Source organism: Pseudomonas allokribbensis (assembly GCF_014863605.1).
In the GTDB taxonomy this organism is placed as follows: Bacteria; Pseudomonadota; Gammaproteobacteria; order Pseudomonadales; family Pseudomonadaceae; genus Aquipseudomonas; species Aquipseudomonas allokribbensis.
In genome coordinates this window covers 2,337,236-2,355,911 of the sequence record NZ_CP062252.1, presented here as the reverse complement: position 1 = coordinate 2,355,911, position 18,676 = coordinate 2,337,236, and the positions used below count along the sequence as shown (strand labels likewise).

General features: G+C 62.5%; 21 protein-coding genes and 1 pseudogene. 4 read left to right on the top strand and 18 right to left on the bottom strand.

The window, feature by feature from the left end; all coding sequences use genetic code 11:
• The first annotated feature begins 30 nt into the window (after positions 1-30).
• The 4 genes and pseudogenes from IF199_RS10860 to IF199_RS30355 form a co-directional block, all read left to right on the top strand.
• Positions 31-2,265 (top strand): Ig-like domain-containing protein, encoded by a 2,235-nt coding sequence (locus tag IF199_RS10860; protein WP_096821331.1) that lies wholly within the window; start codon positions 31-33, stop codon positions 2,263-2,265.
• 103 nt (positions 2,266-2,368) lie between these two features.
• Positions 2,369-2,830, top strand: coding sequence for a curlin (locus IF199_RS10855; protein WP_096821330.1), 462 nt, complete (start codon positions 2,369-2,371; stop codon positions 2,828-2,830).
• 26 nt (positions 2,831-2,856) lie between these two features.
• On the top strand, positions 2,857-4,308 hold the full coding sequence (locus IF199_RS10850) for a curlin (RefSeq protein ID WP_192560355.1): 1,452 nt from the start codon (positions 2,857-2,859) through the stop codon (positions 4,306-4,308).
• A gap of 134 nt (positions 4,309-4,442) precedes the next feature.
• A pseudogene (locus IF199_RS30355) lies at positions 4,443-4,556 on the top strand (antitoxin PaaA2 family protein); the annotation flags it as partial.
• Here the strand turns inward: IF199_RS30355 and IF199_RS30350 are convergent.
• The 18 genes from IF199_RS30350 to IF199_RS10765 all read right to left on the bottom strand — a co-directional run bounded on the left by IF199_RS30350 (position 4,549) and on the right by IF199_RS10765 (position 18,675).
• A complete protein-coding gene (locus tag IF199_RS30350; RefSeq protein ID WP_096821328.1) occupies positions 4,549-4,767 on the bottom strand; it encodes a hypothetical protein in 219 nt (72 codons plus the stop codon). The pseudogene IF199_RS30355 and the gene IF199_RS30350 sit on opposite strands and share 8 nt — an antisense overlap.
• A gap of 94 nt (positions 4,768-4,861) precedes the next feature.
• Positions 4,862-5,053, bottom strand: coding sequence for a type II toxin-antitoxin system RelB family antitoxin (gene relB, locus IF199_RS10845; RefSeq protein ID WP_192560354.1), 192 nt, complete (start codon positions 5,051-5,053; stop codon positions 4,862-4,864).
• Positions 5,054-5,291: 238 nt separating this feature from the next.
• Complete coding sequence (locus IF199_RS10840; protein ID WP_192560353.1) at positions 5,292-5,675, bottom strand: DUF6124 family protein; 384 nt, start codon at positions 5,673-5,675, stop codon at positions 5,292-5,294.
• A 796-nt stretch (positions 5,676-6,471) separates the two neighbouring features.
• Complete coding sequence (locus IF199_RS10835) at positions 6,472-7,332, bottom strand: CsgG/HfaB family protein (RefSeq protein ID WP_192560352.1); 861 nt, start codon at positions 7,330-7,332, stop codon at positions 6,472-6,474.
• Positions 7,333-7,361: 29 nt separating this feature from the next.
• Complete coding sequence (locus IF199_RS10830) at positions 7,362-7,793, bottom strand: curli assembly protein CsgF (RefSeq protein WP_102622383.1); 432 nt, start codon at positions 7,791-7,793, stop codon at positions 7,362-7,364.
• Positions 7,790-8,182 carry a curli production assembly/transport protein CsgE gene (gene csgE, locus IF199_RS10825; RefSeq protein ID WP_096821324.1) on the bottom strand — a complete coding sequence of 131 codons (393 nt, stop codon included), beginning with the start codon at positions 8,180-8,182 and terminating at the stop codon, positions 7,790-7,792. Before csgE ends, IF199_RS10830 begins: the two co-directional genes overlap by 4 nt.
• Positions 8,179-8,730 carry a type II secretion system protein gene (locus tag IF199_RS10820; RefSeq protein ID WP_192560351.1) on the bottom strand — a complete coding sequence of 184 codons (552 nt, stop codon included), beginning with the start codon at positions 8,728-8,730 and terminating at the stop codon, positions 8,179-8,181. Before IF199_RS10820 ends, csgE begins: the two co-directional genes overlap by 4 nt.
• Positions 8,705-9,079 (bottom strand): type II secretion system protein, encoded by a 375-nt coding sequence (locus tag IF199_RS10815; protein ID WP_096821322.1) that lies wholly within the window; start codon positions 9,077-9,079, stop codon positions 8,705-8,707. The genes IF199_RS10820 and IF199_RS10815 overlap by 26 nt, the downstream gene beginning before the upstream one ends.
• 5 nt (positions 9,080-9,084) lie before the next feature.
• Positions 9,085-9,558, bottom strand: coding sequence for a type II secretion system protein (locus tag IF199_RS10810; protein WP_192560350.1), 474 nt, complete (start codon positions 9,556-9,558; stop codon positions 9,085-9,087).
• 2 nt (positions 9,559-9,560) lie between these two features.
• On the bottom strand, positions 9,561-11,408 hold the full coding sequence (locus tag IF199_RS10805; RefSeq protein WP_192560349.1) for a secretin N-terminal domain-containing protein: 1,848 nt from the start codon (positions 11,406-11,408) through the stop codon (positions 9,561-9,563).
• Positions 11,405-11,923 (bottom strand): hypothetical protein, encoded by a 519-nt coding sequence (locus IF199_RS10800; RefSeq protein WP_192560348.1) that lies wholly within the window; start codon positions 11,921-11,923, stop codon positions 11,405-11,407. The genes IF199_RS10805 and IF199_RS10800 overlap by 4 nt, the downstream gene beginning before the upstream one ends.
• On the bottom strand, positions 11,923-12,471 hold the full coding sequence (locus tag IF199_RS10795; protein WP_192560347.1) for a GspMb/PilO family protein: 549 nt from the start codon (positions 12,469-12,471) through the stop codon (positions 11,923-11,925). Before IF199_RS10795 ends, IF199_RS10800 begins: the two co-directional genes overlap by 1 nt.
• On the bottom strand, positions 12,458-13,003 hold the full coding sequence (locus IF199_RS10790; protein ID WP_192560346.1) for a PilN domain-containing protein: 546 nt from the start codon (positions 13,001-13,003) through the stop codon (positions 12,458-12,460). Before IF199_RS10790 ends, IF199_RS10795 begins: the two co-directional genes overlap by 14 nt.
• Position 13,004: 1 nt before the next feature.
• Positions 13,005-13,808 (bottom strand): hypothetical protein, encoded by an 804-nt coding sequence (locus IF199_RS10785; RefSeq protein ID WP_192560345.1) that lies wholly within the window; start codon positions 13,806-13,808, stop codon positions 13,005-13,007.
• Positions 13,789-15,495 carry a GspE/PulE family protein gene (locus IF199_RS10780; RefSeq protein ID WP_192560344.1) on the bottom strand — a complete coding sequence of 569 codons (1,707 nt, stop codon included), beginning with the start codon at positions 15,493-15,495 and terminating at the stop codon, positions 13,789-13,791. The genes IF199_RS10785 and IF199_RS10780 overlap by 20 nt, the downstream gene beginning before the upstream one ends.
• A gap of 83 nt (positions 15,496-15,578) precedes the next feature.
• Entirely contained in the window at positions 15,579-16,112 is a 534-nt protein-coding gene (locus IF199_RS10775; protein ID WP_192560343.1) for a response regulator, read from the bottom strand.
• A 235-nt stretch (positions 16,113-16,347) separates the two neighbouring features.
• Positions 16,348-17,109, bottom strand: a complete 762-nt coding sequence (locus IF199_RS10770) for a SurA N-terminal domain-containing protein (RefSeq protein WP_192560342.1) — start codon at positions 17,107-17,109, stop codon at positions 16,348-16,350.
• Between the two features lie 15 nt (positions 17,110-17,124).
• The gene (locus IF199_RS10765; RefSeq protein ID WP_192560341.1) at positions 17,125-18,675 is read right to left on the bottom strand and encodes an ABC transporter substrate-binding protein; all 1,551 of its coding nucleotides are present in this window, start codon (positions 18,673-18,675) and stop codon (positions 17,125-17,127) included.
• Position 18,676: the final 1 nt, after the last annotated feature.

The window sequence follows — 18,676 nt, the reverse complement described above, 5'->3', positions numbered from 1 at the left end:
CACATGCCCAGATCCGCATCAGGAGGCATCATGAACAAGTGGCCACGCTTCGCGCTCAACGCGCTCGGGCTGACAATCTCGCTGACCGGCAGTGCGTTCGCGCAACTGGCCGCCGTCGATCCCGGCCCCTACACCTTCGCCACCGGGAAATTCCCGATGTGGTACCAGGACAACAACCTGCTGTCGATGGAGCTCTGCCAGTCGCGCGCCGCCAGTTCGCGAGTGCCGGCCGCCACCCCGCCGGCGTACATGTGCACCCTGCTGCCGGAACCGGGGATTTTCGACGACACGCTGCCGATGGTCTTCCCCGACAACTGGCCGCCGGAAGCGTTCTGGTTCCTGGCGGAAACCAATATCCCCAACAATGGCGCCGGTTTTGGTATGGACGCCTATGTCGCCGGGATCGAAGCAGCGTTCGCCTCGGGAAACCCGGTGGACGGTGATCAGCAAAGCTTCGCGCGGATCCGCATCCGGGTGAACGTGCCTGTTGCCGGCACTTACACCATCACCCACCCGTATGGCGTGGAAACGGTCACCGTCACCACGCCAGGTCGGCGGGCAATCAACATCACCAAGGACGTCGGCATCGGCGCTCCGGGCAACTTCAGCGGTGCGCTCAACGGCGCCATCGGACCGTTCCTGCGCAGCATCAACGGCCCGTACACCGAAGTGAATCCGGACACCGGCAGCATCGAAACCTTCGTCGGTGACCCGAACCTCACTGAAGCAGTGACCGGCAGCCCGTTCAACACCAACTTCGTGCGGATCGACGGTCCCTCGGGCGCCGGCTCGATTCAGACCACCCTGTTCACCGTCGCCGGCAAGGTCCTCGACAACCGTCAACAGACCCACGTCGCCCTCGATCGCGCCACCTATCGCCGGACGTCGGCCGGCGTGCGTACCGAAGTGTTCGCCAAGGCAGACAGCAGCTCGACCCTGTGTTTCCGCGAAACCCTGGCGCTGCTGCCCGGTCCACCGAAAACGCCGTGCCAGACCAGTCTGTTGGGTGACAACAACGGTCTGTTCTTCGGCCAGCGTCTGGGCAACGGGACCCTGCCATCGGTGATCGTCGTGACTGCAACCAACCCGGCCGGGACAACGCGCCCGACTTCGGTATCGGCCAAGCTCACCGACGTGGTGAAAATCCAGACTGCCCGCTACAGCTGGGCCAACCACAGCCTGCTGATCGAAGCCACATCGACCGATGAAGTCGCCGTGCCGGATATGGTTGCCCAAGGTTACGGACGCCTGTCGAAAACCGGCACCCTGCAAAAAATCACCGTCGCCGACCTGACCCAGCCGCCGGCCACCGTCACGGTCAAATCCGCCGCTGGCGGCAGCGACACAGAACCGGTCGTAGTCGTCGGCAACGCGCCGGACACCGGTGAAAACCAGGCGCCGCTGTCCGTCGCCGACACCGGCAGCACCAGCTTCGGCGTGCCGATCACCCTCAACGTGCTGACCAACGACAACGACCCGGACGGCAACGTACCGCTGACCATCACCGCACTGACCCAACCGGCGGCCGGCCAGGGCACCGTTGCCCTGAACGGCACCACCTCGGTGGTCTACACCCCGCCAGCCGTGGTCAACGCACCGCTGACCACGACCTTCACCTACAAGGCCCAGGACAGCAAAGGCCTGGCCTCGGTGAACCCGGCCACGGTGACCATCAGCGTCGCGCCGAACCGGCCACCGACCGCCGTCGCCGACAGCGTCGCAACGCTGGGCGTGGCGATCCCGATCAACGTCCTGGCCAACGACACCGATCCGGAAGGCAACACGCCGCTGGGCGTCGCCAGCCTGACCCAACCGCCGGCAGGACGCGGCACCGTCAGCACTGACGGCACGGTGATCACCTACACCCCACCGGCCACCGTGACCACCGCTTTCACCACGACCTTCACCTACATCGCCCGGGACAGCTTCGGCGCCCAGTCGACGCCGGCCACGGTCACTGTGCAAGTGTCGCCACGGCCAGCAGCGGAAACCTTCACGATCACCACCTCGACCGTGCAGGCCCGTTCCGGCAACCGCTTCAACTGGGACTTCGCCGGCACCTCATCGGTGACCACCGGCAACACCATCACCGTGCAGGTCACCACCCCGACCGGGCTGGTCACCCTGGGCACGACGACGGTACCGGTCACCGGACGCTGGCGGCTGACGTTGAACAACACGACGGTGGTGCCATCGGCCAACCCGACCGCCACCATCCGTTCGTCCCAGGGCACCGTACGCACCATCTCGGTGACCACCCTCTGAGCCCACGCCCCACCCGCCCCACACCGCCTGGCGCGGAGTGGGTGGGGCCGGTCTCAGCCACGATTTCAGGTTTGCGCAACACGACACACCACAGGACAACGCCATGAACACGCCGACCGCCGCCCTGCTTTGCCTGCTCGCCCTGTGCGGCAGTGCGGGCGTGCGTGCCGACGACCTGATGGAAAACGACGACCTGGCGCCCTCCGCCGACCTCGGTGAACTGCCGCCCCCGGTGGGCCAGCAAGCCCTGATCGACCAGAACGGCCAGGCCAACCTCGCCCTGCTCTCGCAGAACGGTCAGTCGCTGCTTGGAAAGATCGTGCAGTCGGGCAGCAATCAAGAGGCGTACATCCTTCAGCAAGGCAGCGACCTGATGGCGTTGATCACGCAAAACGGTTCCGGCAACGCCGCGTCCATCACACAAAACGGCAGCCACAACCGCGCGCAGATTTCGCAAAACGGCAACAACAACGACGCCAGCATCGAGCAGGCCGGCACGGGGCTGCAAAGCGCCGTGACCCAGTCGGGCAACGGCATGAGCGTTTCGGTCAAGCAATATCGCTAAGCACTGCAATCATCGGAGAGTTCATCATGTTCAAACTGACGCCCCTCACCGCCGCCATCCTGGTCATGATCAGTGCCCAGGCCATGGCCGACGACAGCCTGTCCACCCAGAGCCAGGTCGGTACTGCCAACATCGCCAATGTGAAGCAGACCCAGGCCCCGTTCAGCAGCGCCACCCAGACCCAACTCGGCCAGGGCAACGACGCCGCCGCCGTGCAAGACACCGCCAGCAGCGTCATCACCCAGGACGCGGTCGGCGACTACAACGCCGCCTATGCCGAACAACTTTACGAAGACAATGGCACCATCACCCAACAACAGGTCGGCGCCTTCAACACCACCCACGCCAGCCAGTCGCTGGGCTTCGGCTCACCCAACACCGCCCTGCAACAGCAGCAAGGCACCGGCAATTTCTCGTTCGTCTACCAGGACTCGCAGAATGGCAGCGAAGGCAAGACCTTCCAGTTCGGCGACAGCAACGAAGCCAACATCGAGCAACTGTACGAAGGCAGCGGCAACAGTTCGGTGATCACCCAATACGGCACCGCCAACTACGGCACCGCCGAACAGGTCACCCACAACGGCGGGCAGATCGGCATCAACCAGGCCGGCGAAAACAACTACGGCTACGCCGACCAGCGCAACGGCACCGGCGGCAACATCACCATCAACCAGTTCGGCAACCTCAACGGCAGCGAAATCTGGCAAGACACCCAACTGGCCAGCCAGGCCACCGTCAACCAATACGGCGACAGCAACGAAACCGTGGTCGACCAGAGCTTCGGCGAAAACAACACCGCCGCCGTCACCCAGGTCGGCAACACCAACGCCATCTACGCCGACCAGTTCGAGTCGGTCAACTCGACGCTGGCCCTCTATCAAGTCGGCAACGGCAACGTGCACTACACCTACCAGAGTGGCGACGGTCACACGCTCAACGCCACCTCCGTGGGCAACGACAACAAGGTCTACGCCAGCAACTGGAAAGGCCCGCAACACGGCGGCCAGTTCGGCAGCAACCAGCGTGCAACGATCAATCAGGCGGGTAACGGCAACATCGCCAGCTTCACCCAGGACGGCGTCGGCCACACCATGACGACCCACCAGACTGGCACCGGCAACAAAACCACAGTCAGCCAGGCTGATTCCTACAACGAGCTGTACTTCGATCAGAACGGCAGCGACAACATCCTGATCTCCGATCAACGCGGCACTACCAACCTGGCCCAAGGCAGCTCGAACGGCACGGGCAACAGCACCGAATTCGATCAGTCCGGCACGGGCAACCAGGCGTACACCGCGCAGCTTTATGGCAGCGACAACATGATCACCGTGAAACAGGCTGACACCATGAACGTGGCGTACGTGACCCAGGGCGGAACCGGGAACATTGCCAATGTGGATCAGAGCGGGATGACACAGACCGCGAATATTCAACAGTTCGGGTCGGCTAACCAGGCGACGGTTTTGCAGCAGTAAGGGTTGGGTGTTGGAAAACCGCGATCTTTTAGGGTCGCGGTTTTTTTCGCGCTGAAGCTTGAGTGGCGTACTACGGAAAACGGACCGTTTTCAGAAAATCGGGGACTTTTCTGACGAATTCTGGCGGTTGGCCGTCGGAAGTGCAGGCCTCTCTCGATGATCCGCGTCCGAACATCCCGCATGACCAGGTGATGGCCGAGATACATGCCTTAATGGAATCAATGCGCAAAAAGGCTGATGCTAATTGAGATTAAATATGCGACTTATAGCGGCTCGAGCCTTCTTGCCGTCTGCCTCGTAAAGCCCATGCAACAAAGCCTGATCGGTTAACCGATGGAGGCGGAAATGGTTGTAGAAGGCTTGTCCCAATCGCTGATTATCAAAGGAACCCATTTCCCACAGGCCCAAGAATTCTGCATAGGTAGCGCTGTCGATTTCCAGTGGTGGTGAAAGGTCCATGCGCTCCTCAAAAATAGTTAGTCGTCAGGAAGCAGTAGAGTAGCCAAAATCGGCATTGCGCTTTTCTACTTTTCACATTGCCAACGCAAAGCACTCACCCCGCCTCATGCTTTCTTCGTTTGTCCTCCATCAGGGCCGACATTTCAGCCATCACCTGCGCATTCGGAATGCTGGGTCGTGGGTCATCGATTGAAACCTGTACTTTGGCACGCAACCAACGGTCATATCTGGCGGCCTGCTCTTCGCTTTCGAAGTCTGAAACGATTGGGGAGAACAGGTCATCCATGTTGGCTCCTGATTGAAAGTGAAGAACGCGACCTCTTTTTTGGATCGCGTTCTTTTTTTGTTTCTGATGGTTCTCAAGCTATTGGAGACTATCTATTGGTTTATCCGGACAGATCAAAGAACCGGCCCAATCCAGCACTGTTTGATGGTCAATCACCCGATCAGCATCCACATCGTCCATTGCCTCCAAGGTAAGTCGACTATGTTCCGATTCGAAGGGACTTGGTTTCTGTACCGAGCTATTCATCGTTCAGCTCGACGTGATCCAAGGCCTGATTTACGGCCAGCTCACTCAACATGAGGATCTGCGCGATACCCAGCGCGGTCTTGCGGTGGGCGGGGTCGAGGGTGGCGGCGAAGTTGTTGAGCATTTCGCTGGCGGAGCCCAGGGATTCGCAGGCGTTGGCGAGCAGGGATTCGGTGTTGTAGGCCGGGTTGGCGAGGTACATCGGGGCGGGTTCGTTGACGCTGCCCATGATGTGGGCGCCGGGGCAGAGGTAATGGTCGAGGGCGCGCTCGGCGGCTTCGTGGAGTTTTTTCGAGTTGATGGAGGTGTATGGGGAGGTTGGGTCGGTTTCGAGACTGGCCTGGTTTTCGGGTGGGTTGGGTGTTGGTTTCTTCATGGTCATTTCGTCCTCATTGATGGTTGCAGCCGGCCCAATCGACTTCCAGGAAGAATGGGTGGCAGCAGTACGCGGGCTGGAAATCCGGGGAGAACGCGACCCGGCAGACATAAATGTCTCCCGCGCACAGCCGCCATAACAGCGTGCACACAATGAAGGTGCGCAAGCATACGTTATGAAAAGCGATTTCGCTTTCTCGCACATCCGGGTTTCCAGACCCGATCGCTGAATTGGCAGCGACCAAAACAGGCTAGAGCCCGCGCTTCCGACGGACAACCTGAAAACCTTGTGGGAAGGATCGTTAAAACAGACACATCTTTTAAACATTCGAGAATGGAACGCGGAGCGTCCCGGGCTGCATTCCCACGCGGAGCGCGGGAACGATCAAAGCAAAAGCAGTCCGCTTTCTGCTTTCTGCTTTCTGCTTTTCGCCTCTCACCACTCAACACAATGAGCGTTAGCTCGAGTACCGCTTTTGACGTGCCGGCCCCTTCGGCAGGCTGAGTGGAGGGATTCATCCGGGGGTGGGAGCGCAGCGACCGTTCGACGAAGTCGAACACATCGAGAGGAGGTGCAGCGAAGCAAACCGGAGGCGATGCCCCCGGATGAATCCCGGAACGAAGGAACCCCGAGCCCCAGCGAGGGGCTGAACGCCGGGGCCCAGACCTTTGCTTCCTTTGGGGCGTTTGCCAAAGGGAGTCGCCGTAAGGGCGAAACCATAAGAAGCCGTTACCGCAGCAACGGATATGTACTCAAAACACCCAAAGGAACCTGGTCGGCCCAAAGGCCGCCAAGTTCACTCAGCCTCCGGATCCACCTTGTTCTGAGTCAAATACCGATTCAAAGTCTCATCCCCCGCAGGCGAAGAATTATCCCCCGCGACCTGCCACAACCGCCGCTCAATCCCCTGCGCCAGCAAATGCCCCACCGCCGCCTCGATCGCCGACAACACACACAACTGAGCCGGCTCATTCGTCGTATACCCCGCCTCAGCCTCAAGCAATTTCTTGAACTCGATAAACTTGAACACCCCGGCACTGCGCGCCACCGAATAAATCGTCTTGCTGGTCATCACATTCGCCAACACCTGCCCGCTGCGCACATCCACCGCGCGCAAATTCACAGTCACCTGATCAACCCGGTACTCACGGGACAGATCGATCCCCAGATACCGCGCCCCTTCCCCGCCGCTGCGCACATTGGTGTCGTAAGCGATGATCCCGCCCTCAAGCATCATGTTCGCCGCCTGCAACGGCGGCAGTTCAGCCTGGATGTTCACCGGCGTATGCGGCTTTTTCTGCGACGCACGAATGATCTTGCGTTCGGTCAGCAGGTTCTGCAGCCCTTCACGCTCAAGCACCACAAACCAGCCACTGGCCTGCAAGGCGTCCATCAACATCGACGCCGCGCCCTGGGTGACGCTGGTGGAAAACGAACTGGCCGGGGTCGGCTTGTACTGTCCGGTCTGGTCACGGAAGCCGTACACCACCGCCATCAAGCGGCCCTTGGGCCGAGGCATTTTCAGCAAGTCGTAGTAGGTCGAGGCCCTGGGGGTCAGGGTCGGAGTGTCGGTGTCCTGCTCGGCCGACATCGGCTCACGCAGACCACACCCTTGTAATGCCGCCAACATCAGCCCTAGCGCTATTATTTTTTTCATGTCCATCACTCCCCGGAACCGTCATCCCGTCATGGGTTGAGGCCGTTCACCTGAATTTCAGAAACCTCGCCGCTCGCTCGGTCAGTCACTTCAATCGTGAGTGCCCCCGAGTCATCGACGACGTTGACGATAAAAGCGTCGGTGGACAGGCTCCCCGTGTTGCCGGTGGAGATGTTGTCCAGCAGTTGCCCCAGCAACCGTGACTGCAATTGACTGGTGAAACGTTCGAGCGCCGAAGTGCCGGCCACCGTCGTACGTTTCTTGAGGTCCGGATCGTCGTAATCGTTTTGCGCCTGGGCGTTGTTGAGCAGCCAGGTGCCGTTGAGCGGGTTGCCGCCGAACGACGGGTTGACCGGTGTGTAGACCAGCTCGGTGGCCTGGACGGCGGCGGCGCTGGCAAGCCCGATCAACAACCCCGAGATCCAGAATCCGCGGCGCCGTGAGAACGTTGTCGTGTTCATAGTTCGTCCTTCTCAAGGTCGGTGGTGTCCTGCAACAAGGCTTCCAGCTTGCGCCGGACGACCTCCAGTCGAACCGAGTCGGCGGCCTCGTAGGCCTCGTCCTTCAGTTCTACGGTGTTCGGCGGCAGGAAGCGCCGATACACCAGGCGTTGCTGATATTCCACGGTCACAAGGCTCCCCCAGCGCGCGTCGGGGCGCTCGCGCACCACCAGGTTGAAATCCATCGGGCTGGTGTCGCGCAGGCGTTCGCTGAACGAGTAGTAAAAGTCGTGGCCGATGTGCGAGATCGTGTCGTCGACGATGAAGCCCATCATTTCGTCTTCCTCGGCGGCGCTGGCGCAGCACGCCACAGCAGCGAGGATCAACGCGCACCACCACGGACGGCTCATGGCTGCAATGCCTGCGGCAGGGCCGACTGGCCTTTGACCGGGGACCCGTTGCCAGGGCCGGTGCCATCGAGGAAGGCTTTTTCAGCCACGAACTGCCAGTCCGAATAACGCTGCATGCCCTCGAAATCCGACCATTGCGACGGGAAGTCCGCCTGCTTCAATGGCACTTCGGTGGACGGACTGTTGAGGCCAGTGATACGCCCGTCAAAGCCCCGTTGCAGCGCCCATTCACCGCCGCCAATCGGGTCCGGGTAGAGCTGGCGCAGGTGATGGCGTGGCTCAGGAAAACGTTCGTCCTGCAGCAGGTCAGCCAGGTCTTTCGGGTACTGCGCCAACCCCGGCGAACTGCGGTAATAGCTGCGCAGCGCCTGGGCGTATTGAGTGCCGACCCACAGCAGTTGCTTCTCGCGATCGCGCCGCGAAACCGTCGACCACAACTCGCCGGCACTGGCCAGGCCCATGCCCATGATCACGATCAGGAACAGCACGCCCAGGTAGGTGAACCCGCCCTGTTCCGCGCGCTTACCACTCGGAATACTGGCTGCCATCACGCGCCCTCCCGGTAGCACCGCTCTTGATATCGGCCACGCCACCCGCCACACCTTCCGGCGGCGCGACCAGCACCCACTGGTCATTGCGCTCGGTGATCGGGTCCAGTGGCGCGTTGCGCAGGTAACGCTGTTCGACCAGTTGCTCGATGGAATCGGGATAACGCCCGGTGTCGCCGTAGTAGTGATCCAGCGCCTCGCGCATGGCCGACAGGCTCTGGTGCAACGTGGTCTCTTTCGAGGCTTCGAGACTGTTGAAATAGCGCGGCAATGCGATGGTCATCAGGGTCGCGATGATCGCCATCACCACCATCAGTTCGAGCAAGGTAAAACCCTTTTCCCGGCGCATGAAAGTCACCACTCGCGGTAAGCGATGCCGTTGAGGCCACGGCCCTTGGCGTGGGAGTAGACGTCGAACACGTCTTCGCCATCGCGCGGGCTCTGGGCCGAACTGTCGTAGGCCCGCAGGCCCCAACCGCCGTTGTCGTCACGCTTGGCCGGCACCAGCGGATCGCGGGGTATCCGGCGCAGAAAGTAGAACTTGGCACCCTTGGCGCTGCGCACGTCGCGCACGCCTTCGACCAGCACCTTGAGGTTCGGCGGGTAACCGCTGCTGTTCAGCGATTTCTCGATGTAGCCGGCATCGAAGGCACGCTTGTAGGCGTCAATGCCATCGCGAATCTGATACAGCGCGGTGCGCAGTTCCTGCTCCTTGCCACGCCGTACCAGGGTCTCGGTCAGCGGCGCAGCCATGCCGGCCAGCAGGCCGATCAGGGCCAGCGTCACCACAACTTCGATCAAGGTAAAACCGCGCTGGGAGGCGTTCATGATCAAGGCTTCTCGACGGTGACACGGGTGGTTGCCACGGCGGCATCACCGATGGCCCGAGGCTGCGCGGCAGGCGTCGGCATCACGAAATTCTGCGAGCGATCCGGTGCCTGGATGTGCATGCTGGTTTCGGTGCCGGTCGGGAACTCCATGTCCGACGGGCTCTGATACGGCAGGTTGCGCACGATCCTTGGAGTGATCGACAGCACCAGTTCCGATTTGCCGATGGTGTCCTTGTTGCTGCCGAACAACCGGCCCAGCCCCGGAATGTCGCCGAGCCCCGGAATCTTGTTGCCGGTGGCACCATGGTCGTTGCGCACCAGGCCGGCAAGGATCTGGGTTTCGCCGTCGTGCAGGCGCAGCGAGGTCTGGGCGTTGCGGGTATCGACCTGCACCGGGATCGTGCCCTGACGGGTCGGTTCCAGCGGTGTGGCGTTACTCACTTCCAGGGCGATCTTGATCGCCACTTCGTTGTTCAGGTGCACGGTCGGGGTCACTTCGAGCTTCAGACCGACATCCAGATAAGTGACGCTTTCGGTGATCACCGGCCCTTGCGTGGACGGCACCGACGTAGCGCTGATGATCGGCACGCGCTGACCGATGTGAATACGCGCCTGCTCACGGTTGCTGACGCGGATCACCGGGCTGGCGAGGGTGTTGATGTCGTTGTCCTGTGCGTTGATCTTGGCCTGCGGCGATGGCCCGATCGAGATGCGGTCGGAGTTGATGCCCTTGAGCTGGCCCAGCAGCGTGACGGGCGAACCGTCACTGTTGAGCACGCCGAAGGTGCTCGGCCATTGCAGGCCCAGATCGAGAATGCGCTGGGTGGCGACCTCCATCACTTCCACTTCCAGCACCACTTCGGGGTTGGACTGGTCTTGCGATTGCAGGAGTTTCTCGGCCATGCGGATCGCGTCTTCGGTGTCGCGCATGGTCAGGGTATTCAGGCGTTCGTCGACGAACACATCGCGGGTCTTGAGCATGGTCTTGATCATGTTCAGCGCGGTATTGGCGTCGATGCTGGTCAGGTAGAAGGTGCGCATCACCAGCTCTTGATAGTCCTTGAGCTTCTGCGGCGAGTCCGGGTAGATCAGCAAGGTGTTTTCATTCACCACTTTCTGGTGCAGCTGGTTCTGTTGCAGCAGCAAGGCCACCGCGTCTTCGATACGCACGTCACGTACGAAGATCGTGGCTTTCATGTCCGGGCGCAGGTCCTTGTCGAAGATGAAATTCAGCCCGGCGACCTGGGACAGCACTTCGAAAATGGTCTTGAGATTGGCGTCGCGAAATTCCAGGGTCACCGGGCGGTCGAGCCGGGTGCGCAGTTGCGGGTACTGGATGACGTTACGGCTCTGCACCAGACGGATGTTGCCTTGCAGCTCCAGCGCTCCGTCGTTTTTCGGGTCGAGTTCGAGGATCTGTTTGACCTGCCGGTCGGCGCCGTAAATATCGCCCCGACGCAGGTCGCCACGGGCCAGCTCAAGCTTCTCGTCCATGCTGCGCAGGTAGTCGAGTTGGCGCAGAGCATCCTGAGCGCGGCGGTTGTTCGGTTCGATGGTCAGCACCCGGCTGTAGGCCAGGCGTGCGTTGGCGAAGTCGCGGCGAGCACGATCGGTGTCGCCCGAAGTCAGCAGCGCGGTGATCGCCTTGGCCCGGCCGCTGTTGAGCAGCAGGTGCAGTTCGGTGTCGCGAGGGTTTTCCCGCAAGCCTTCCTGGATCCGGGCCAGGCCCGCCTCGTACTGGCCCTGCTCGATCAGGTCAGCGGCTTCCTTATTGGCAACCTGCGCGGTGCTGCACGCAGCCAGCCCGGCGCACAGGCCAAGGCTCATCAGCAAACGGGATCTGTTCATTGCGTACTCCCCACAGACAAGGTCTGCGACAAATGCAGAGGCAGGTAGACCAGGCTCAATTCCAGATCGGAAATGCCGGTGATCTTCCAGGTGTCGTCGATCACATCCCCGTTGCGCACGACGTAGATTTTTTCGCCGTCCTGCAAAAACACCTGCAGGTCGCTGCGGTCATGCAGGCGGCCGACGAACTGGAATGGCACCGGTGGCAGGCTCGGGGCTTGCACCACCGGGGTCAGGTTGACGGGTTGTTCGGTGACGGTGGCCAGAGTCGGCGCGGCCTTCCAGGATTTGGCGGCGAACAGGTCGCCGGCCGGGCTCAAGTCCTTGATCGGGGCTGCGCCAGCCTTGGCGCTGCTGGCCGGCAAGGCGCCACGGGCGGTGGATTTGGCCGGGGTCGAGACGGCGACGTCAGTGGCGTCCGCGTCGTCGCTCGGCGAAAAATATTCGGGCAACCAGGCCAGCGCCGCCGCCACGCCGAAGAACGCCACCCACCCTGTTACGCGCTTGGTGTTCATCACGACCTCGACAGGTAAAGGGTCATACGGATCCGCCCGGAGAGGTCGGTGTCGGCGATCTTCTTGCGTTGAAACTCGACGTCTTCCACCACCACTGCCGGCAACTGGCCAAGCAAGGCATGCAGGAAGCGGCGCAGTTGCGGGTAGCTGCCGCGCACCGGCAACAGGATCTGGTAGCGCGCCAGATGGGTCTTGGGATCGACGCCGAGGGCGTATTCGCCGCGCGCCAGGGTGATGTGCTCCTGCGCGGCCAAGGCGTAGATGCGGTCGATGGCGACGGTGGCTTGCGGCTGGGCCGGCAGCTTGTTGCGAAAATCATCGAGCTGACGCTGCGGCACCACCGGCGGGGCAATGCTGCCGTCCTCGACCTTGGCCAGGTATTCGGTGGCCTCCTGGGTTTGCTGGCTGAGCTGTTGCAGCGATTGCCAGCCCGGCAGCAAGCCTCCGAGTGCCCAGATCAACGTCGCGACCAGCAGCGCCAGCCCGGCCAGGCCCGGAACGCCGAGGCCTTGCAGGTATTCGTGGACGATCAGTCTAGGGATTCGCATCGCCCATCTCCCAGGTTGCCGACAGGTTGAACTGCACCGGTTGCTCCGGCGATTTGACGACGATTTCATGGCTCAGCAGCGACACGTCGGACAGCTCGTCACTGGCCTCCAGCCGCTTGTGGAAATCCAGCATCGCTTGCAGATCCCGCGCCTCGGCGCTGATCCGTACCTGCCCCTTGCGCGCATCCGGGGTCAGGGTCAGCAAGGCGATGTCGTCGCGCGGCATGGCTTCGAGCATGGCGAACAGGCGTTCCCAGGGGCGGCGCAGTTGCTGCGAGACCTTGCGCATTTCGGCGAGGTTCTGCGCCTGCTCGCGGGTTTCCGCCGGGCTTAGCGATGTCTTGCTGCCGCTGTCGCCGGTGAGCTGGCGCTGGGTGTGTTGCAAGTGACCTTGCTGTTGTTCGGCCTGATCGCCGAGGTGCTGCTGCACGCCGAAGCACACCAGCGCAAGGAACACACCGCCGCCGAGCAGGCTCCAGCCCAACGGGCCGGAACGCGGACGGGGTTGGAAGTCGAGGTTCAGGGCGCGCATCTCAGGCCACCGCCCGGGACATGACGTACAAGGCGTCACGCACGGTCATCGAGTCGTCTTCGAGGGTGCGCAAGTGCACCCCCGCCACATCCGGTTGCGCATCGAGGCGCGCCGGGGCGTGCAGGTAAACGTTGAAGGCGCGTTCGCTGGTGGAGGCTTGCAGTTGCCGTTCGCGACCGATCAAGGCACTGAGTGCCGCATCGCTGTCGCTGCCGCCCACCGAGCGCACCGATGCCCAGCGCCCTTCCCTTGCCAGCAGCAACACGCTGCGTTGCGGCTCGGCGACCACGAACAGGAAGTCGCCAGCGTCGAGGCTTTTGTCGAAGCGGTTGAAGGCGCTCATCAGGTACGGCTGCACCGAACGCAGACGCAGGTTGCGACCGCTGACCAGGGTGCGCAGGCGTTCCAGCAGATCCTGCGGCAAGGCGCTGGCGATCCGGTCATGCCCGGCGGGCTCGGCCGACAGCACCAAGCTCCAGGGTTGGGTCGGGGCGCCGAACAGGTCTTCGAAACACAGTTGGGCAAAGCCGCGCAGTTCCTCGGGCGTGCTGATCTGCTCGCTCCACGGCACCAGGCAGAAACGGCTGAAGTGCCCGGAGATCACCACGTTCAGCTCCGAACCTGCGCGAGCGTGTTCGCCGAGCAGACGGTCGAGGGTGTCCAGCGCCACGGTGTAGCTGTGGAAGCCTTCGTCGATGTAGCCGACGCTGCCCAGCCACAGGGTGTCGCTGCCCCGGCGCTGGCCGAGGCCGACACCGCTGGCACCGAGCACGGCGACAAATTGATCACGCGATAAAAGTGACACGATTGATCTCCTCCAGCGTGGTCCGACCATGCTCTACCAGCTCCAGCGCCGATTCGCGCAACAGGCGCAAACCACGGGCGCAGGCCAGGGCTTTGATCTGAGTGATGGGTTGGCGCTCGACGATCATCTGCCGCAGCTCGTCGTCCAGGTGCAGCAGTTCGGCAATCGCCGTGCGTCCGCGATAGCCGCTGCCCCGGCAGTGGCCGCAGCCCTTGCCGTGGACGAAGTGGTAGTGGCCGACCTTGTGCGGGTCGAGGCCTGAAGCGCGCAGTTCTTCATCGCTCGGGGTGGCCGGTGCGCTGCAACTGCTGCACACCAGACGGATCAGGCGTTGCGCGAGAATCGCGTTGAGCGCCGAGACCAGGCTGTAGGGATCGATTTCCATTTGAGTGAAACGACCGATTACGTCGAACACGTTGTTGGCGTGGATGGTGGTGAACACCAGGTGCCCGGTGAGTGCCGATTGCACGGCGATCTGTGCGGTGTCCGGGTCGCGGATCTCGCCGACCATGATCTTGTCCGGGTCGTGGCGCAGGATCGAGCGCAGGCCACGGGCGAAGGTCAGGCCTTTTTTCTCGTTGACCGGGATTTGCAGCACGCCCGGTAGTTGATATTCCACCGGGTCTTCGATGGTGATGATCTTGTCCACGCCGTGGTTGATCTCGGTGATCATCGCGTACAGCGTGGTGGTCTTGCCGCTGCCGGTGGGGCCGGTCACCAGCACCATACCGTAGGGTTCGGCAGCGAGGCGGCGCAGTTGGCGCAGGGTTTCGTCTTCGAAGCCCAGCGCTTGCAGCTGCACACCGCAGACCTTGTCGGCCAGGTCCTGTTTGTCGAGCACCCGCAACACCGCGTCTTCGCCGAAGATGCTCGGCATGATCGACACCCGGAAGTCGATCTGCCGGCCGCTGATGCCGATCTTGAAGCGACCGTCCTGGGGCACGCGTTTTTCGCCGATGTCCAGTTCGGCCATGACCTTGACCCGGGAAATCACCTGTTCGGCGAACTCGCTGCCCTGGATCTTGCTGATGTTGTTGAGCACGCCGTCGATCCGGTACTTGATCACCAGACCGTTGCCGGTGGTGCCGAGGTGGATGTCGCTGGCGTGCATTTTCAGCGCATCGTAGAGGGTCGAGTTGACCAGTTTCACCACCACGCTCGAGTCTTCGCTGATGCTGGTCAGCGACAGGCTTTGCAGGGTGTCGACCTCGCTGCCGGCGTCGGCCTGGGCGTTGAGCGATTCGACGGCATGGAAGCTTTCTTCGTGACGGGCCAGATAGGCCTTGAGGTCGTCGGCGTGCACCAGATACAGCGGCGCGCCGTGCAGGCATTCATCGATCCAGGCCAGGCGCGAAGTGTCGAAGGGGTCAGCGAACACACCGATGACTTCATCGTTGTGCCGCAGCAGGATGAATTCACGTTTGAGGCATTGCGCGAGGGTGACCCGGTCGAACACCGGGGTCGCCAGAAACAGGGTGTCGGTGTCGAGCACCGGGTAATGCAGGGTGGCGCCGAGGCTGGCAATGAACGGCATCGGCGCCAGTTCGCAAAGGACGTTGAGTGCGTCGAGCACCCGTTCCCCGGAGGTGTTGGCCCGCGCCCGGGCCTGGGCCAGTTGTTCACTGGAGAAGCGTGTCGGGGCACACGCAGGCTGCAACGCTTCGACGACAACGGACAGACGTTCCATGGCTTGCTCTCCAACACCCGGGGCTTGAGGCCCTGACGGCGCGGGAGGCGAGTTCGGCGAGTGCCGGAACGTCTATCGCGCCATTACTCCCCGGTGAGCATTTGATCGTCGTCCGGTGCCATGGCCTCCGACCGGTTTCGTCGGCGGTCCGCCAGCACCCAACTGCCATCGTACAACTGCAACGGGAAGCTCTCGGTCCTGCTCTGGCGTCGTTCGACGAACCCTTCGGACGGGCTCGCACCGGGTTTCGCTTCGCGCTGGATCCCCAGAAGGTCGCAGACAGCTCGGGCCAGTTCCGCCAGTGGAAACGGTTTGAACAGGATGTGACTGACCCCCAGTTGCCGCGCCCGCTCACAGACTTCAGCGGTCGGGTGACCCGTTATCAGCACGAAATGACACGTCCTGTTCTGGCGGACCGCGCCGAGCACCTCGAACCCTTCCATATCGGGCAAGCGGTAATCGAACACCAGCACGTCGGGAGCGAAGGTCTCGGCCTGGCCGATTCCGTCTGCGCCGTCATGTGCAATCCGGACATCCAGCCCTTGCGCCGACAGATAATCCTGAAGGTTCTGTGCAAGCAGCTGTTCGTCTTCGACAACCAGTACTTTGTTAACCAAGGTCTACTCCTTGCAGCGACAGATCCGGCCTTTTCAAATCAACTGCCCGATCCTGCTGGAGTGCGCCTCACAAGAGGTAACGCACACTTCATGCCAGGCCGAGTGCCGGTAAATTGATGTCTTCATGTCCTTGAATTTGATGACAATGCCCGCTCGTCCCGGTACCCCGTTCCCCAGAAACGGGGAAGCACCTGAATGGACATCGAAGCCATTCCCCACTATTGGGGGGGAACCTTCAATCGTCGTCAATTCGTTCGATCCTGTTCTGCGCCCGCAATTGCGCGAGCACCTGGCGACGAGCCTGGACCTGTTGCTGTCGGGCACGCTGTACCCGGACTGTTGCAAGCCCCTGCATCTGTGGGACATCGGCTGCCTCCAAGTGGTTCTGCAAATAGATCAAATGCCAGCCGAATGGCGAGCGAACGGCATCGCTGGCGAACGTTGCCCCCTCGACCACGGAGGCGCGCATCTGCATCAAGCGTAGACGCGCCGCCGCGTCTGTGGCGGCATCGGCACCCGGCGCCACCCGAACCAGCAGATGCCGAGCCTGCAAGGTGTTGGCGCGGATCAACGCGGCGAACATCTGCTGCGCCGCCAGTTCACGTCGGGTGTACTCGGTGAACGAGGCCTCGTCGAACCCCGCATCCTGCAAGCGCCACAGGAAGTTGTCTCTGCCGCCGATGGCGACGCGAATCTGTTCGACCTGTTGCTGCACCACTTGATCGTCCACCTTCAGGCCACGCTTTTGCGCCTCCTGCCACAACAGTTCCTTGTCGATCAGCGTGTCCAGCGCGGCCTGGCGCAGCTGTTTATAGGCCTTTGGACTGCGGATGCTCGCGACGGCGCGGCCCCGGTCTTCCAGGTATTCGGCGAAAAACCGTTCCAGACGAAACTCGGAAATCACCTCGCCATTGACCCGCGCCGCCACCGGTTCCGTATTGGCGAACGCGATCGGCAACCAGCATGCCAGCAGCCACAACACGCTTTTGAGCTTCATGATCCAGGCCTCCGTTCAGGGGCTCGCGAGAATCGGTTTGTAGGGCGCGACCAGATAGAAACGCTGATCGGGCAAGTCCACGGTGACCACATGCGCCCCGCTCAAGCCCGATCGCCGGCCGGGGCCGAAGCTGAGGCGCGGGGTCAGGCCGGTGTCGAAGTCGTGCAGGCCTTCGAGGGCCGCCACCATCTTTTCGCGGCTGGCGTCGCGCCCGGCCTGCTTCATGGCTTCGCTGAACAACAGCATCGAGGCATAGGCGCCGACTTGCAGCACCGCATGCTGCGCGCCGAGGCCCTGATGTTCGCGCAGCAGGGTCAGGGCCATGCGCCCGGCCTGAGTCCAGTCGCTGGGCACAAAGGGATAGGCCAGGAATACGCGCCGGGAAAAGCCCTCGGGCACTTGCAGCAAGTCGCCCGCCACCTGGCCCGACGTCGCGAACAGGTACGGCACCTGCCCGGCATGCTGCAACCCCGTCGCCAGCCGACTGAAACCGCTGCCGCTGCCCAGGTAGAACACTGAGCGTGAGCCCAGCGGCAAGGTATCCGCCGCCGGGTCGTAGGCCTGCATTCGGACATTTTTCCAGCCGTGATCCTGCAAGTATTGCCCCAGCGCCTGGGCGGCCTGCACCTGGGTCGGGTCGTCGGGATAGGCGATCAGCGTCGGCCCTTGCAGCACTTTCAGGCTGGCGGTGGCGTAGTCGGCCAGGGCGATCAACTGCTCGCGCAATCCCGGCAGCGGTTCGAAAATCTGCGCACTGGCCTGCACCGAGCCCATCAAGGACAGCGGCCCGATCAGGGGCAGACCGGCCTGCTCCAGACGCGGCGCCAGTTCGCTATCCAGCGCCGGGGCCAGCGGGGCGATCAGCGCAAAGACCTTTTCCTCATCGATCAACCGTTGCAGAGCCTGTTCGGCGCTGGCGCGGTCCGGGCCGGGATCGACCACGGTCAGGCGCAACTGCCGGCCATGAATGCCCCCGGCCTGATTGATCCGCGCCACGCTGCCGTTGAGCACCGCCGCCACCGTAGCGCCCTCCTCGGCCAGCGGCCCCTGGCTCGGCAGCAAAGTGCCCAGGTGCAAAGTCTGGTCATCGAGCCCCGGATCGCGATCATCGGCCAGGCGTTTGAGATAGGCAGTGAGGTTGCGCTGGTCCTTCGTCGACAGCAGAAAGCGCGGCATGCTCGGGTCGAGCCGGTTGTTGCCGGGGTCACGCCCCTCCTGAATCACCCGCGCCAGACTGCTGTCGGTGTAGGCCGGGTAGTTGCGGCCATTGATCTGTTGCTGACCGTGGAGGCTGGTCAGCCGCGACCAGTTCAGCTCCGGTGGACGCACGCCGCCTTCGGGTCGGCCGAGACCATCGGCACCGTGGCAGTTGGCGCACGGCAGGCTAGTGGCCGGCAGCAACACGTCCGCCGCACCGACCCGTGCCATGATCGCCTCGCCGCTGGCCGACAGGCCTTCGCGGTACAGGCGCTTGCCGGCGCTTTCTTCAGCGGTCAGCGGCAACGCGGCAGCGCCGAGGCTGGCGCCAGCGAGCAGGATCAAGGCGAGAACGCGGCGCAGGTTCATG

What these genes read in the sequence shown, in the direction of transcription:
- IF199_RS10860 (WP_096821331.1), top strand. Translation starts at nt 31, where the DNA reads ATGAACAAGTGGCCACGCTTCGCGCTCAACGCGCTCGGGCTGACAATC.
- IF199_RS10855 (WP_096821330.1), top strand. Translation starts at nt 2,369, where the DNA reads ATGAACACGCCGACCGCCGCCCTGCTTTGCCTGCTCGCCCTGTGCGGC.
- IF199_RS10850 (WP_192560355.1), top strand. Translation starts at nt 2,857, where the DNA reads ATGTTCAAACTGACGCCCCTCACCGCCGCCATCCTGGTCATGATCAGT.
- IF199_RS30350 (WP_096821328.1), bottom strand. Translation starts at nt 4,767, where the DNA reads ATGGACCTTTCACCACCACTGGAAATCGACAGCGCTACCTATGCAGAA.
- relB (WP_192560354.1), bottom strand. Translation starts at nt 5,053, where the DNA reads ATGGATGACCTGTTCTCCCCAATCGTTTCAGACTTCGAAAGCGAAGAG.
- IF199_RS10840 (WP_192560353.1), bottom strand. Translation starts at nt 5,675, where the DNA reads ATGAAGAAACCAACACCCAACCCACCCGAAAACCAGGCCAGTCTCGAA.
- IF199_RS10835 (WP_192560352.1), bottom strand. Translation starts at nt 7,332, where the DNA reads ATGAAAAAAATAATAGCGCTAGGGCTGATGTTGGCGGCATTACAAGGG.
- IF199_RS10830 (WP_102622383.1), bottom strand. Translation starts at nt 7,793, where the DNA reads ATGAACACGACAACGTTCTCACGGCGCCGCGGATTCTGGATCTCGGGG.
- csgE (WP_096821324.1), bottom strand. Translation starts at nt 8,182, where the DNA reads ATGAGCCGTCCGTGGTGGTGCGCGTTGATCCTCGCTGCTGTGGCGTGC.
- IF199_RS10820 (WP_192560351.1), bottom strand. Translation starts at nt 8,730, where the DNA reads ATGGCAGCCAGTATTCCGAGTGGTAAGCGCGCGGAACAGGGCGGGTTC.
- IF199_RS10815 (WP_096821322.1), bottom strand. Translation starts at nt 9,079, where the DNA reads ATGCGCCGGGAAAAGGGTTTTACCTTGCTCGAACTGATGGTGGTGATG.
- IF199_RS10810 (WP_192560350.1), bottom strand. Translation starts at nt 9,558, where the DNA reads ATGAACGCCTCCCAGCGCGGTTTTACCTTGATCGAAGTTGTGGTGACG.
- IF199_RS10805 (WP_192560349.1), bottom strand. Translation starts at nt 11,408, where the DNA reads ATGAACAGATCCCGTTTGCTGATGAGCCTTGGCCTGTGCGCCGGGCTG.
- IF199_RS10800 (WP_192560348.1), bottom strand. Translation starts at nt 11,923, where the DNA reads ATGAACACCAAGCGCGTAACAGGGTGGGTGGCGTTCTTCGGCGTGGCG.
- IF199_RS10795 (WP_192560347.1), bottom strand. Translation starts at nt 12,471, where the DNA reads ATGCGAATCCCTAGACTGATCGTCCACGAATACCTGCAAGGCCTCGGC.
- IF199_RS10790 (WP_192560346.1), bottom strand. Translation starts at nt 13,003, where the DNA reads ATGCGCGCCCTGAACCTCGACTTCCAACCCCGTCCGCGTTCCGGCCCG.
- IF199_RS10780 (WP_192560344.1), bottom strand. Translation starts at nt 15,495, where the DNA reads ATGGAACGTCTGTCCGTTGTCGTCGAAGCGTTGCAGCCTGCGTGTGCC.
- IF199_RS10770 (WP_192560342.1), bottom strand. Translation starts at nt 17,109, where the DNA reads ATGAAGCTCAAAAGCGTGTTGTGGCTGCTGGCATGCTGGTTGCCGATC.
- IF199_RS10765 (WP_192560341.1), bottom strand. Translation starts at nt 18,675, where the DNA reads ATGAACCTGCGCCGCGTTCTCGCCTTGATCCTGCTCGCTGGCGCCAGC.